Origin of the sequence: Desulfocurvus sp., assembly GCF_023230885.1 — a bacterium.
Lineage (GTDB): Bacteria > Desulfobacterota > Desulfovibrionia > Desulfovibrionales > Desulfovibrionaceae > Desulfocurvus.
In genome coordinates, this window is sequence record NZ_JALNWM010000076.1 from 1 (window position 1) to 13,860 (window position 13,860).

Consider the following 13,860-nt stretch of genomic DNA (forward strand, 5'->3'; position numbering starts at 1 on the left):
CCCGGGGTCTATGTGGAGCGGACAGACTACAAGATCGAACTGCTGCTGTGGGAAAAATAGCGACGCGGCAAAGCGGCAAAGCGGCAGGGCCGCAGGGTGGTAGGGCGGCAAGGCCGCAGGCCGGTAGGGCAGTGGGGCGGCAGGGCAGTATGGCCGCAGGCCAGTAAGGCAGTAGGGCCGCAGGGCGGACCCGCCAGCGCCGCCGCGTCCGTGAATCAGCCTCGCCTTCCGTCCCCCGGCTGCGCGCCTGGACGGGCCCATTCCAGGTGCGTCATTTTCTCATCTTGCGTGACCGGGTGCCCCGCCCGCCGGGCCGCGCGCCTGTCCACCGGCCAGCCAGACGAAAGCAACGGGTTGCGGATACGGTCCGCAACCCGTTGAAATTTTGGCGCGCCAGCCAGGATTCGAACCCGGGGCCGTCGGCTTAGAAGGCCGATGCTCTATCCGACTGAGCTACTGGCGCGCGCTGGGGGATGCGTCTTATATGCCACGACGCGCCGGGCGGTCAAGGGAAGGGGCCGGAGCCGGGGCCGGGCCTGGGGCGAGTGGTGCTGTGCAGACGGGGGGCGGAGGTCGCCGGTAGGGGCTGAGCGCGGCCCGAGGCGCGAGCGCGGGCGGCGGCCCGGAGCGCGGAATTGGCGGGGGGCGAGCGAGGCGCGGCGCGGGTGGAGAGGCTTGCCATGTGCTGTTCGTGCACCCACGCGGCCCGGGCCCGGGCGCGGGGGGCACCCGGCCCCGGGAGCGACCCGGGCCGGGGGCTGGCGGCGGCTGGCGGGGCGCGGGGGAACGTGGTATTGCCCCGGGCCATCGGAGGAATCATGTCCGCCAGACCCGTGTCCAAGACCCCGGCCAAGTCCGCATCCGCTCCGGCCAAGGCCGCGCCCGCCCCGCCTTCCTTGCAGGCTCCGGCCGACGACGCCCGGGTGGCCGCTTCGGGTGATTCCGCACAGACCCTGGCCGACGTCACGCTGGCGCCTGCTGCGGGCACTTCCGCACCCGCCTTGGGCTCGTCCGCTTCCGCTTCGCCCATTGCGCAGGCCCTGGCGCCCGCCGTCGCCCCTGCGCATGGCCCGGGCGCCCCTGCGTCCGCCTCGGGCAGCGGCCCGGCCGGGGCGGCGCCCGCCGCCTCCGCGCCCCCGGTGCCCCTGGCCTGTTTTGCGGACCTTGCCGCCCATCTGGACGCCCGGGGGCTGTTCCACATGGATTTCGGCCTGGGGCGGATGCGCGCGGCCCTGGCGGCCCTGGGGCTGGCGGAGCGGACGGGACGCCCGGCGGCGGCGCCGGGCGCCGGGGCGGGCCCGCGCCCTGCGGCCGTGCAGGTGGTGGGCACCAACGGCAAGGGCTCGGTGTCGCTCATGCTGGCCGGGATCATGCGCGCCCACGGGCTGCGCGCGGGGCTGTACTCCTCGCCGCATTTCGTGGACGTGCGCGAGCGGGTGCTGGTGGACGGGCGCAAGCTGGACCAGGCGGCCTGGACGGAGCTGGGCAACGCCGTGCTGGCCACTTCCGGCGGGCCGGAGCTGACTTATTTCGAGTGCGTCACGGCCATCGCGGCCCTGGGGTTCGTCCGCGCGGGGTGCGACGCCGCGGTGCTCGAAGCGGGCCTCGGCGGCGCCCACGACGCCACCACGGCCCTGGACGCGGACCTGACGGTCTTCACGGCCCTGGGGCTGGATCACATGGCCGTGCTCGGCCCGACCCTGGAGGACATCGCCCGGGACAAGGCCGGGGCCATGCGCCCGGGGGTGCCCGCCGTCAGCGGGCCGCAGCCGCCCGAGGCCCTGGCCGTGCTGCGCGCCCGGGCCCGCGAGATCGGCGCGCCGTTCATGACCGTCGACGAGGTCCCGGGGCTGCCCGCCGCGGCTCCGGCCCCGGCCATGGCCGGGGAGCACCAGCGCGAGAACGCGGCCCTGGCCCTGGCGGCCTGGACGGTGCTGGCCCGCTCCCGGGGCTGGGCGTCGGACCCCGCCGCCTGCGCCCGGGCGGTGGGCGCGGCGCGCCTGCCGGGGCGGCTCCAGCGCGTGCCCGGCGGCCCCGGGCGTGCGGAGCTCTGGCTGGACGGCGCGCACAACGTGCCCGCCCTGGAGCGCCTGGCCCGGGCCGTGGGGCGCGCCGTGCCCCGCCCCGGAGCCGTGATCTTCGCCTGCATGGCCGACAAGGACCTGGCGCGCATGGCGCCCCTGGTGGCCGGACTGACCGACGGGCCCCTGTGGCTGCCCGCCCTGCCGGGGGTTTCCCGCGCCCTGGCCCCCGGGGCCTGCGCCGCCGCCCTGGGGCCACGCGCCGTGCCCCTGCCGGGGCTGGAACAGGCCCTGGAGCTGGCCGACGGCCTTGGGGGCCGCGCGGGCGCCCCGGGGCCGGTGCTCGTCTGCGGATCGCTGTATCTTCTGGGCGCCTTTTTCGCCCTGCGGCCCGAGGCCCTGGGCAGCCCGGGCCCGGACCTGCCCCTGCCCCTGCCCCGCACCCCGGGCGCCTGAGCCCTGGGGAGGCCCCGCGCGCGTCTTTCGGCCCGGCCCCGCGCGCCGGGAGGGCGCCCGGGCTTGCGGGGCGGGCCCGGGCAGGGTAGCATCCCCGATGCGCCGAGGCCCGCCGCGTGGCGGCCCGGCGCCCCGCGCACCCGAGCAACAGGACAAGGCCGATGCACGAACTTTTCCGCCGCCTGCCGAGCATGGACGCCGCCCTGGCCGAGCTGACCGCCGCCCCGGACCTGGCGGCCCTGCCGCGCCCGCTGCTGCGCGAGGCGGTCACGGCTTTTCTGGATTCCCTGCGTCGCGACATCCGCGAGGGCCGCGTGGCCGACGCCGCCGCCCTGGAGCTGGCGGTCCTGCGCCCGGCCCTGGCGGCCTTTGCCCGCGCGGCCTGCCGCCCGCATTTCCGCCGCGTGCTCAACGCCACGGGGGTGGTGGTGCATACCAACCTCGGCCGCTCCATCCTGGCCCCCGAGGCCATGACCGCCGTGGCCGACGCCTGCGCGCGCTACTCCAACCTGGAGTTCTCCCTGGCCACGGGCGAGCGCGGCAGCCGCTACAGCCATGTGGAGGCCCTGCTGGCGCGCCTGACGGGCGCCGAGGCCGCCCTGGTGGTCAACAACAACGCCGCCGCCGTGATGCTCGTGCTGGACACCCTGGCCAAGGGCCGCGAGGTGGTCGTCTCGCGCGGGCAGTTGGTGGAGATCGGCGGTTCCTTTCGCATCCCCGATGTCATGGCCCGCTCGGGGGCCGTCCTGGTGGAGGTCGGCGCAACCAACCGCACCCACCCGCGCGACTACGAGGACGCCATCACCGAAAACACCGCCGCGCTGCTCAAGGTCCACTGCTCCAACTACCGCATGATCGGCTTCACCAGCGAGGTGGGCGCGCGGGAGCTGGTGGAGATCGGCGCGCGCCACAATCTGCCCGTGGTCGAGGACCTGGGCAGCGGCAGCCTGGCCGAGCTGGGCGGCGGGCCCCTTGGCGAACCCACGGTGCAGCAGGCCGTGGCCGCCGGGCTGGACGTGGTGACCTTCTCGGGCGACAAGGTCCTGGGCGGGCCCCAGGCCGGGATCATCGTCGGCCGCGAGGGCTGGATCACGCGGCTCAAGAAGAACCCCCTGAACCGCGCCCTGCGCATCGACAAGATGACCCTCGCGGCCCTGGAGGCCACCTTGCGGCTCTACCTGGAGCCCGAGGCGGCCCTGCGCCGCGTGCCGACCCTGCGCATGATCACCGCCACGCCCCAGGAGCTGCGCGTGCGGGCCGGGCGGCTGGCGCGCCGCCTGCGCCGCGACCTGGGCGCGGCGGCGGAGGTGGGCCTTGCGCCGGGCATGTCGCGCGTGGGCGGCGGCGCCTTCCCCGAGCGCGATCTGGCCACGACCCTGGTCACGGTGGCCGCTGCCGACGGCACCGGCGCCGAGGAGCTGCGCCGCAGGCTGCTGGGCACGGACCCGCCCCTGGTGGGCCGCACCCAGGACGACCGCTTCTGCCTCGACCCGCGCACCCTGGGCGACGACGAGATTTCCCTGGTGGCCGCCGCCCTGCGGCAGGCCCTGGTTCCCTAGCTGACTGGTGAAAGAAGCGAACTTCGCAGGCCGTTCAAGGATGGCGAGAAGCAGGGAAGCGGAAAAAACCGGAACGCGCGGAGTGCCTCGCATGCGCGGAGGTTCCGGCTTTTTCGCTGACGCGGCGGATCGCCGTTTCGGGGCGGCCTGCCAGCAGACGACCCCCAAGGAGACCCCATGTCCGAGAAGAAGACCGACCTGACATACGAAACCCGCAACTGCTGGGACGTGTACGCCGCGCCCAAGGACCGCAAGGCCATGGACGCCCTGGCCGCCCGTTACCTGGAGTTCCTCTCCGCCTGCAAGACCGAGCGCGAGACCATCGAATATGTGCGCGCCCAGGTGCAGAAGGCCGGATTCAAGGACGACCTGGGCCACGACAAGGTCTGGCGCGACATGCGCGGCAAGACCATGTTCCTGGCCCGGCGCGGCAAGCGGCCCCTGTCCGCCGGCGTGCGCCTGGTGGGCGCCCACGCCGACGCCCCGCGTCTGGACCTCAAGCAGCACCCGCTCTACGAGGAATGCGGCGTGGGCCTGGCCAAGACGCACTACTACGGCGGCATCCGCAAGCACCAGTGGTTCGCCCGGCCCCTGGCCCTGCACGGGGTGGTGGTGCGCGCCGACGGCCAGGCCGTGGCGGTCAACATCGGCGAGGACGCGGGCGACCCGGTGTTCACCGTGCTCGACCTTTTGCCGCACCTGGCCTACGGGCAGATGGAAAAGACCGTGGCCAACGCCTTCGAGGCCGAGAAGCTGAACATCGTCTTCGGCCACGAGCCCCGGGCCAGGAAGGCCGCCAAGGGCAAGGACGGCGCCGCGGCCGACGAGAAGAACCGCGTCAAGGGCCGCGTGCTGGACATGCTCAACGCCAAGTACGGGCTGGTGGAGGAGGACCTGTTCTCCGCCGAGTTGCAGATCGTTCCGGCGGGCCCGGCGCGGCCCGTGGGGCTGGACGGCTCGCTCATCGGCGGCTACGGCCAGGACGACCGCATCTGCGTCTTCGCCGCCCTGGAGGCCCTGCTGACGGCCAAGGCCCCGGAGCATACCCAGGTTGTGCTGTTCTGGGACAAGGAGGAGATCGGCTCCGAGGGCGCCACGGGCGCCAAGAGCCTGTTCTTCGAATACTGCATGGACGACCTGGCCCGGGCCTGGGAGCCCGGCGCGCGGCTGTCGGAGATATTCCTGAACACGCGCGCCGTGTCGGCGGACGTGCACGGCGCCCTGGACCCGGACTACCAGGACGTGCACGAGAAGCTGAACTCGTCGCTGCTCGGCCACGGCCCGGTGTTCTGCAAGTTCACCGGCCACCGCGGCAAGGTCGGCGCCAACGACGCCCACGCCGAATATGTGGGCTTCTTGCGCAACCTGCTGAACCGCGCCGGAATCCCCTGGCAGATGGCCGAGCTGGGCCGGGTGGACCTGGGCGGCGGCGGCACGGTGGCCAAGTATCTCGCGGCCTACGGCATGGACATCATCGACTTCGGCCCCGGCGTGCTCTCCATGCATTCGCCCTTCGAGATCAGCTCCAAGGCCGACCTCTACGCCACCACCCTGGCCTACCGCGAGTTCCTGCAAAGCTAGGGCGGGCTGGGACAGGACGACAACAGGGCGCGGCGTCGCAAGCGCCGCGCGGGCCAAGGACGCCCCCCGCCCCGGCGGGGGGCGTCGTCGTTTGCGCGGCGCCCCGGTCCGGCCCGCGGCAGCTCGGCCCCCGGCGGTGCGCCCCGCCCGCCGGAAACGTTTGCGAAGCGGCCAGGGCCGCCGCCCGGCTGGCGCCCGGGCAGGCCGCAGCCCCGCACAAGGGGGCGCCGTTTTGGGCGTTGACAAACGTATGGAGTCGATACAATATGCGGCTTATGGGCTCGATCGTTGAACAATACATGCTGCTCGTGGAAAGGATTTCGAACACGACCAGGGCACACAAGTCCTTTGGCACGGACGTGGACATCTACCGGAGCGAGATCCACGTCATCCAGCTGATCGGGGACCGGAAGGAGGTGTTCATTTCCGAAATCGCAAGGCTGATCGGCATAACCAAGGGAACGGTCTCGCAGATCGTGAACAGGCTGGAAGCCAAGGGTTTGGCGGTGAAATCCGTGGATGCGGACAACAACACCCGCCAGCTGGTCCAGCTGACGGCAAAGGGCATGGCCGCCTACGAGGCCCATGCCGACTACCACTTGCGGGAGCACCAGGAGATGGAGCGCTTCCTCGCTTCCCTGAGTGCCGAGAACCGGGAGGTTTTGGGGCGATTCCTCAGTCTGGCCTACGAGATGATTGAAGACCACTAGTGTTTTTTTTGTTTTAAACGTATGGACTCCATACAAAAGAAGGGACGATGAACAAGAGACAGGAAAATCTCATTGTCTGGGTCGCGGCGATGGTGCAATTCGTCAATATCGTTGATTTTATGATGGTCGTGCCCCTGGGGCCGGACATATCGAGGGATTTGCCCATCACCAGTTCGGATATCGGGATAATCTGCGGGTGCTACACGTTGGCGGTGGGCATCTCGGGCATTGTCTGCGCGAAATTCCTGGACCGTTTCGACAGGAAGCACGTCGCCCTCGTCACCGTGTCCGGCCTTTCCCTGGCGACTTTGGCGGCGACCTTTTGCTGGGACCTGCCCTCACTGGTCGGGGCGAGGGTGCTGGCCGGGCTCTTCGGGGGGCCGGCTTCCGCCATTGCCTTTTCCATCGTCTGCGACGTTGTGCCCCCCGAGCGGAGGGGACGGGCCATGGCCATTGTCATGGGGACGTTCTCGGTCTCGGCCGTGGCGGCCATCCCCTTCGGGCTGGAACTGGCCGAAAGGGGCACCTGGCGCATGCCTTTTTATGCCATATCCATCCTCGGTTTCGCCGTGTCCTGGCTCATCCTTGCCTTCACCCCGTCGATGAAGGAGCACCTGAAGCGCGAACACCGGCCGCTTGCGTCGCGGCGCCTGTTCACCAACGGCAGGTTCCTGCTGGCGTTTGCCATGATGGCAACGGCCATGATCTCGTCCTATGCGATTATTCCGAACATTTCCGCATACTTTCAGTTTAATCTGGGGTTCCCCCGGTCTTCGCTGGGTTTTCTCTACCTCGTCGGCGGGGTGTTCAGCCTCCTGCTGATCCAGATCGGCGGCCGGGCTTCCGACAAGATCGGCCCGCTTCCGACAAACGTTGCGGGCACAGTCTTCCTGGTGTTTTTCCTGTACGACGGATTCATGCATGACCCGGCATCGTCGCCGCTCTTTGTGTTCATCATGTTCATGGGCATGGTCTGCATGCGGAACGTGTCGGCTACGACAGAGGCGTCAAAGATCCCGGAGCCGCACGAGCGGGCCGCGTTCATGTCGCTGTTCGCGTCCGTGCAAAACCTGAGTAACGGTGTCGGTGCGTTTCTGGCCTCGGCCATCCTGTCCACCGGCCCGGGAGGGGAGCTGCTGAACATGAAATGGGTGGGCCTTTTGTCGATCGTCATGGCCCTGTTCCAGCCGTTCATCCTGGTTCTGCTTCGCAGGGGGGCCCCTGCCCGGCAGGCGTCGGCCACGGCGTGACGGGCGGTCCGGCCGTCGCGGGGGGGGGGGCTTTGCGGCCCCCCCTGGCCTTTATGCCCCTACACCCCCAGCCACTCCAGCAGGGCGGCCACGCGGTGGGCGTAGGTGTGGCGGGTGAGGATTTCCGTGCGCCAGGCGGTTTGTACGTCGTGGCGCAGGGGGGTGCCCGGGGCGAGGCGGCGGGCCAGGGCGGGCAGGTCGGCGGGGGTGGCGAAGCGGATTTCGCGGGTCAGCTCCTCCGGGAAGAGGGCCAGGCCCGGGGTGGCGTCGGTGAGCAGCAGGCCGCCTGCGGCCCAGACGTCGAAGTGCCGTTGGGTCAGGCCGTGGGGCAGCAGCAGGCTGGTGGCGTTGAGGGTCCAGGCGGCCTGGCGGTAGATGGCGGGCAGGGCGGCGTAGTAGTCCACGGGCGGGCGCAGGGTGGCCCCGGCGGGCAGGCGCTCGGCCCAGCCCTGGTCGCCGTAGACCGTCAGGCCCAGGGGCGCGGCGGCCTCCAGGCAGGCGGCGCGCAGCTCGCGGCCGGCGGCGTCGGCCCCGGCCCCGATGCGCCGGGCCTCGGCCCCGGGCCACAGCGGCCAGATGTCCAGGCGCTCGGCCCACCAGTGGTAGTCGGGCCGCCCGCCCGCGCCGAGCATGGCCCGGGCCGCGTCCCACTGCCAGCGCGGCACGGTGCTGCCCGCGAAGAATTTGTCCCGCCCGGGGAACTGCGAGCGGCCCACGAAGACCATGCGCTGGCCAAGGCCCAGGTCCGGCTCCGGGGTCGCGCCCGTCGCGCCCGGGCCCGGGGGCCCGCTCCGGACCGGCGCCGGGGCGCTGTGGCTGCCTGGGGCCGCGCCCCCGCCGCCCGGGCGGCCCGAATCCGCGCCGCCCCCCCCGATCCCTGCGGCCCACCCGCCCCCCCGGGGCGCGAACAGCTCCGGACAGGCCGCCAGGGGCAGGTGCAGCACCTCGCGCGCGCCGTGCAGGCGCAGGGCCGGGGCAAAGGACGCGTCGGTCACCGCCAGCCGCGTCCGGGTCCAGAAGGGCGAGCGCAGGCCGCTGACCAGGTGGAACGGATTGTCCACGCACCAGACGCATACCGGCACCCGCGCCGCGTCCAGCAGGTGGAACAGCTCGCCGAAGGGGTCCAGGCCCTTGAAGTTGACGCACAGGAACAGGGCCGGGCGCCGCTCGCGCAGCAGGGGCGGGACCAGCTCGGCCGTGCGCCGGGGGGGCAGCACGCGCACGTCCAACCCGGCCCCGGCCAGGGCCGAGGCCAGCTCGCGCACCAGCAGGTCGCCTTCGGAGCCCGGCAGCAGCACCGAGCGCTCGGGGCAGGGCAGGGCGGCCCCGGCCCCCAGCCCGGCCAGGAACAGGCAGCGCCCCAGCACCGGCCCCCAGAACGACGGGAACAGACGTACCCCGGGGCGGTAGACCCACAGCTGCGCTCCGGTTATGAGGAACTCGTCCAGGTCGGCGGGGTCCAGGAAGCGCCAATGCCCGGGCAGGGCCGCGTGCCACTGGGGCGGCATCTGGGTCTTGAACCCGGGGGCCTCCATGACGTATACCGCCCTGCCCGGCGGCAGCATGGCCGCCGCCTGGGCCGGGTCCGGCCCGACGCCCAGCAGCAGGACATGGGCGCCCCGGCCCTGGCGGACGAACTGCGCCGGGCCCTCGGGGGGAGTCTGGAGCATGCCCAGCTCTGGTGATGCGCGCGCGCTGCGGGCGTGTGGTCATGTCGCCGCCGGGGGGGCACGCGGGTGTTGCGGGCCCCGGGGTTCGCCTGTTACAAGAATTGCTTCCCTGCGGATCGCCAATCACATGAAGAAGTACCGAGACCACTATTTCGAGCGGGCCAAGCGCGAGAACTATCCCGCGCGCTCGGTCTACAAGCTCCAGGAACTGGACAAGCGCTTCGGCCTCTTCCGGCCGGGCATGACCGTGCTCGACCTTGGCGCCGCCCCGGGTTCGTGGACCCTGTGGGCCGCCAAGAAGGTCGGTCCGGGCGGCTTCGTCCTGGCCGCGGACATCCAGTCCACCGAGACCGGCTTTCCCGGCAACGTGGCCTTTTTCCGCGAGGACGTGTTCGAGCGCTCGGAGTCCTTCGAGGCCGAACTGGCCGCGCGCGGGCCCTTCGACGTTGTCATGTCCGACATGGCGCCCAGCACCACCGGCCACAAGGCCACGGACCAGGCCCGCTCCATGAACCTCTGCGAGGAGGCCCTTGCCGTGGCCCGCATGACCTTGGTAAAGGGCGGGCACTTCGTGGTCAAGGTGTTCCAGGGGCCCGACGAGCAGGCCTATCGCGAGGCCCTGCGGGCCGGCTTCGCCAAGGTCAGGACGTTCAAGCCCAAGAGCTCGCGCCCGGAGAGCAAGGAAATCTTCTATGTGGGCCAGGATTTCCTGGGCCGGGAATGACCCGGCGCTGCGCCCCCGGGGGCGCGGCACAAGGACCATATCACCCATTCATCGCATTCGGAGGACACCATGGCCGGTCATAGCAAATGGGCCAACATCCAGCACCGCAAGGGGCGCCAGGACGCCAAGCGCGGCAAGGCCTTCACCAAGGCCGCAAAGGAAATCATCATCGCCGCCAAGACCGGCGGCAACCCGGAAATGAACCCCCGGCTGCGCGCCGCCATCCAGGCCGCCAAGGCCGTGAACCTGCCCAAGGACAAGATCGAGAACGCCATCAAGAAGGGCACGGGCGAGCTGGCGGGCGGCGAGATGTTCGAGGTCCAGTACGAGGGGTACGGCCCCGGGGGCATCGCCATCCTCGTCGAGGCCGCCACGGACAACAAGAACCGCACCGTGGCCGAGGTCCGGCACATCCTTTCGCGGGCCAACGGCAACATGGGCGAGGCCGGGTGCGTGGCCTGGATGTTCGACAAGAAGGGCCTGCTGTATTTCGACAAGTCCAGGTACGCCGAGGAGCAGATCATGGAGGCCGGCCTGGAGGCCGGGGCCGAGGACGTGCTGGACGACGACGAGGCCTGGGAGGTGCGCTGCGCCCCCGAGGACTTCGCCGCCGTGCAGCAGGCCTTCGACGACGCCGGGCTGGAATACACCTCGGCCGAGATTTCCATGGTCGCCCAGAACAACATCGACGTGGACGTGGACACCGGGCGCAAGCTGGTGAACCTCATCGACAAGCTCGAAGACAACGACGACGTGCAGAACGTCTTCCACAACGCCGAGCTGCCCGACGAGCTGTTCGCCGAGCTGGAGCAGGGCTAGCCCGCCCCGGTCATGGCGGACGACGGCCTGCTTGTGCTGGGCATCGACCCCGGCTCGCGCGTCACCGGCTTCGGGCTGGTGCGCGAGGTGTCGGGCTGCGCCCGGCTTGTGGAGGCCGGAACCATCTCCACCGGCGCGGAGAAGGACCTGGGCCGCCGCCTGGGGCGCATCCACGCCGGGGTGGCCGAGCTGGTGGCCCGCCACGGGCCCGACGTGGCGGCCGTGGAGAACGTGTTCGTCTCGCGCAACACCATGAGCGCCCTCAAGCTCGGCCAGGCGCGCGGCGCGGCCATCGCCGCCGTGGCCGTGGCGGGCATCCCCGTGGCGGCCTACGAGCCCACGGTGGTCAAGAAGAACCTCGTGGGCGTGGGCAACGCGCCCAAGGCCCAGGTGGCCTGGATGGTCGCCCAGTCCCTGGGCATGAAGAACCCCGGCTGGGCCGAGGACGCTTCCGACGCCCTGGCCGTGGCGCTTTGCCACCTCAACCAGCGCCGGTTCGACCGGCTGGCGGGGAAACGCCCATGATCGCCTATCTGCGCGGCACGGTGGTGGCGCGCTCCGAGAGTTCCTGCGTGGTGCTGACCCCGGGCGGGGTGGGCTACGAGGTCGGCCTGACGGCGCAGTCCGCCGCCGGGCTGCCCCGCCAGGGCGAGGTGGAGCTGTTCGTGCAGACCATCGTGCGCGAGGACGCCCTGGAGCTTTACGGCTTTCCCACCTGGGACGAGCGCGAAACCTTCGCCGTGCTGCTGTCCATCACCAAGCTCGGGCCCAAGACGGCCCTGGCCGTCCTGTCGGTCTTCGCCCCCGACGACCTGCGGCGGCTGGTGCTGGGCGAGGATTTCATGCCCCTGGTGCAGGTGCCGGGCATCGGCAAGAAGAGCGCCCAGCGCATCTTCATCGAGCTGAAGTACAAGCTCGACCCCGGCGGCGTGGCCCCGGGGCCGCTGCCCGGGGGGCTGCCCGGCCCGGCGGCGTCGGTCTTCCGCGACGCCCTGGCGGGGCTGACCAATCTGGGCTATGATGAAACCCAGGCCCGGGGCGTGCTCGAAGCCGTCCTGGGCGAGGAACCCGACCTGGATGTGGCCGGCGCCCTGCGCGCGGCCCTCAGGCACATCTCCAAGGCGCGTGAATGAACATGGCCCCCGTTCCCCCTCCGGCCTGCGGGCCCGGGCCCGACGACGGCATCCGCCCGCGCAGGCTCGACGAGTTCATCGGCCAGGACGAGCTGCGGGCGAACCTGCGGGTGTTCCTGGCCGCCGCGCTGGAGCGTGGCCAGGCCATGGACCATTCGCTGCTCTACGGCTGCCCGGGCCTGGGCAAGACGACCCTGGCCCAGATCCTGGCCAGCGAGCTGGGAGTCAACCTGGTGAGCACCTCCGGCCCCGTGCTGGAGCGCAGCGGCGACCTGGCGGCCATCCTGACCAACCTCGCGCGCCACGACATCCTGTTCATCGACGAGATCCACCGCATGCCGCCGTCGGTGGAGGAAATCCTCTATCCGGCGATGGAGGACTTCAAGCTCGATCTGGTCATCGGCCAGGGCCCCGGGGCGCGCACGGTGAAGATCGACCTGGAGCCCTTCACCCTGGTGGGCGCCACAACGCGCATCGGCCTGCTGACCTCGCCCCTGCGCGACCGCTTCGGGGTCATCGCGCGCCTGGAGTTCTACGCCCCGGCGGACCTGGCGCGCATCGTCACCCGCGCCGCGGGCATCCTGGGCGTGCCGCTCACGCCCGAGGGCGCCCTGGTCATCGGGCGGCGTTCGCGCGGCACCCCGCGCATAGCCAACCGCCTGCTGCGCCGCGTGCGCGACTTCGCCCTGGTGGAGGGCGACGGCACCGTGGACGCCGCCGCCGCCGAAGCCGCCCTGGAGCGGCTCGACGTGGACGGCTCGGGCCTGGACACCATGGACCGCAAGATTCTTTCCGTGCTCATCCATCACTACTCGGGCGGCCCCGTGGGCGTGAAGACCCTGGCCGTGGCCTGCTCCGAGGAGGTGCGCACCATCGAGGAGATATACGAGCCCTACCTCATGCAGTGCGGCTTCCTGAAGCGCACCCCGCGCGGGCGCGTGGCCACGGCCAAGGCCTACACCCACCTGAACCTCATCGCCTCCGGCCAGGGGACCCTTTCGTGAAAGTAGTCGACGCGAGCTTCCAGATCATGGCCCTGCCCGATCCCGAAAGCGTCCTGGCGCATATCGAGGCCGCCGGGCGCACCTGCTACAAGTCCGAGGACAGGACCACCCCGGACTCGGGGCGCGAGTTCGTGGCGCGCATCCTGCGCTCGGGCCACGAAAGTGTCATCGAGCACGCTTCGGCCACGGTGCGCTTCGTCTGCGACCGGGGCGTGACCCACGAGCTGGTGCGCCACCGGCTGGCGTCCTACAGCCAGGAGTCCACGCGCTACGCCAATTATTCCAAGGACCGCTTCGGCGGCGAGATCACCGTGATCCGCCCGCTGTTCTGGGCCGAGGGCAGCCCGGCGTACGCGCGCTGGGAGCGGGCCATGCGCGAGGCCGAGGCGGCCTACCTGGAGCTTTTGGCCGCCGGGGCCAAGGCCCAGGAGGCCAGGTCCGTGCTGCCCAACAGCCTGAAGACCGAAATCGTCATGACCGCCAACCTGCGCGAGTGGCGCCACGTCATGCGCCTGCGCTGCGCGGGCGCCGCCCACCCGCAGATCCGCGAGATCATGCTGCCCCTGCTGGACGAGTTCGCCCGGCGCATCCCCGTGGTCTTCGACGACCTGCGCGAGCAGTTCGCCGCCGACATCGCGGACTTCGCGGCCCGCGCGGCCGGGGGCGCGGCGTGAGCCTGCCCGAGGCCCCCCCGTCGGCCCGGGCGGTGATGGACGATGTGCCCGGCGCGCGGCCGTATATCGACGAGGCCGGGATCCTTGTGGTCCCGGCGGACTGCGAACCCCGCCACCGCTGGTGGACCCGCGAGGGCATGAAGCTCTCCGCGCTGCTCACGGAGCTGCACGTCTCGCGCAGCGTGTGGGAGCGCTACCTGCCCGATCCCGAAAGCGTCCTGGCGCATATCGAGGCCGCCGGGCGCACCTGCTACAAGTC

The 13,860-nt window shown here is 71.3% G+C and carries 13 protein-coding genes and 1 tRNA gene; 12 read left to right on the forward strand and 2 right to left on the reverse strand.

Annotated features, from left to right (window positions below):
• Positions 1–386: 386 nt before the first annotated feature.
• Positions 387–463, reverse strand: a tRNA-Arg gene (locus M0P34_RS07125).
• A gap of 355 nt (positions 464–818) precedes the next feature.
• Here M0P34_RS07125 and M0P34_RS07130 point away from each other — a divergent pair.
• The 5 genes from M0P34_RS07130 to M0P34_RS07150 all read left to right on the forward strand — a co-directional run bounded on the left by M0P34_RS07130 (position 819) and on the right by M0P34_RS07150 (position 7,577).
• Positions 819–2,477, forward strand: coding sequence for a Mur ligase family protein (locus M0P34_RS07130; protein WP_291497856.1), 1,659 nt, complete (start codon positions 819–821; stop codon positions 2,475–2,477).
• 161 nt (positions 2,478–2,638) lie between these two features.
• Positions 2,639–4,036: an L-seryl-tRNA(Sec) selenium transferase gene (gene selA / locus M0P34_RS07135; protein ID WP_291497858.1), complete on the forward strand. Its 1,398-nt coding sequence runs from the start codon at positions 2,639–2,641 to the stop codon at positions 4,034–4,036.
• A gap of 177 nt (positions 4,037–4,213) precedes the next feature.
• Positions 4,214–5,617 (forward strand): aminopeptidase, encoded by a 1,404-nt coding sequence (locus M0P34_RS07140; protein ID WP_291497860.1) that lies wholly within the window; start codon positions 4,214–4,216, stop codon positions 5,615–5,617.
• Positions 5,618–5,916: 299 nt separating this feature from the next.
• Positions 5,917–6,327, forward strand: a complete 411-nt coding sequence (locus M0P34_RS07145) for a MarR family transcriptional regulator (protein ID WP_291497862.1) — start codon at positions 5,917–5,919, stop codon at positions 6,325–6,327.
• 47 nt (positions 6,328–6,374) lie between these two features.
• Positions 6,375–7,577 carry an MFS transporter gene (locus tag M0P34_RS07150; RefSeq protein ID WP_291497864.1) on the forward strand — a complete coding sequence of 401 codons (1,203 nt, stop codon included), beginning with the start codon at positions 6,375–6,377 and terminating at the stop codon, positions 7,575–7,577.
• A 59-nt stretch (positions 7,578–7,636) separates the two neighbouring features.
• Here M0P34_RS07150 and M0P34_RS07155 read toward each other — a convergent pair whose 3' ends face one another.
• The gene (locus M0P34_RS07155) at positions 7,637–9,247 is read right to left on the reverse strand and encodes a glycosyltransferase (RefSeq protein WP_291497866.1); all 1,611 of its coding nucleotides are present in this window, start codon (positions 9,245–9,247) and stop codon (positions 7,637–7,639) included.
• 127 nt (positions 9,248–9,374) lie between these two features.
• Between M0P34_RS07155 and M0P34_RS07160 the strand changes: the two genes are divergently transcribed.
• The 7 genes from M0P34_RS07160 to M0P34_RS07190 all read left to right on the forward strand — a co-directional run.
• The gene (locus M0P34_RS07160; protein WP_291497868.1) at positions 9,375–9,971 is read left to right on the forward strand and encodes an RlmE family RNA methyltransferase; all 597 of its coding nucleotides are present in this window, start codon (positions 9,375–9,377) and stop codon (positions 9,969–9,971) included.
• A gap of 69 nt (positions 9,972–10,040) precedes the next feature.
• On the forward strand, positions 10,041–10,790 hold the full coding sequence (locus M0P34_RS07165) for a YebC/PmpR family DNA-binding transcriptional regulator (protein WP_291497870.1): 750 nt from the start codon (positions 10,041–10,043) through the stop codon (positions 10,788–10,790).
• Positions 10,791–10,802: 12 nt separating this feature from the next.
• Entirely contained in the window at positions 10,803–11,315 is a 513-nt protein-coding gene (gene ruvC, locus M0P34_RS07170; RefSeq protein WP_291497872.1) for a crossover junction endodeoxyribonuclease RuvC, read from the forward strand.
• On the forward strand, positions 11,312–11,923 hold the full coding sequence (ruvA, locus tag M0P34_RS07175; RefSeq protein ID WP_291497874.1) for a Holliday junction branch migration protein RuvA: 612 nt from the start codon (positions 11,312–11,314) through the stop codon (positions 11,921–11,923). The genes ruvC and ruvA overlap by 4 nt, the downstream gene beginning before the upstream one ends.
• A 2-nt stretch (positions 11,924–11,925) precedes the next feature.
• Entirely contained in the window at positions 11,926–12,927 is a 1,002-nt protein-coding gene (gene ruvB, locus M0P34_RS07180; protein ID WP_291497877.1) for a Holliday junction branch migration DNA helicase RuvB, read from the forward strand.
• Positions 12,924–13,601, forward strand: a complete 678-nt coding sequence (gene thyX, locus M0P34_RS07185) for an FAD-dependent thymidylate synthase (RefSeq protein ID WP_291497879.1) — start codon at positions 12,924–12,926, stop codon at positions 13,599–13,601. The genes ruvB and thyX overlap by 4 nt, the downstream gene beginning before the upstream one ends.
• Positions 13,598–13,860 (forward strand): hypothetical protein (locus tag M0P34_RS07190; RefSeq protein ID WP_291497881.1); only part of this gene is annotated, 263 nt, incomplete at its 3' end. The genes thyX and M0P34_RS07190, both read left to right, overlap by 4 nt.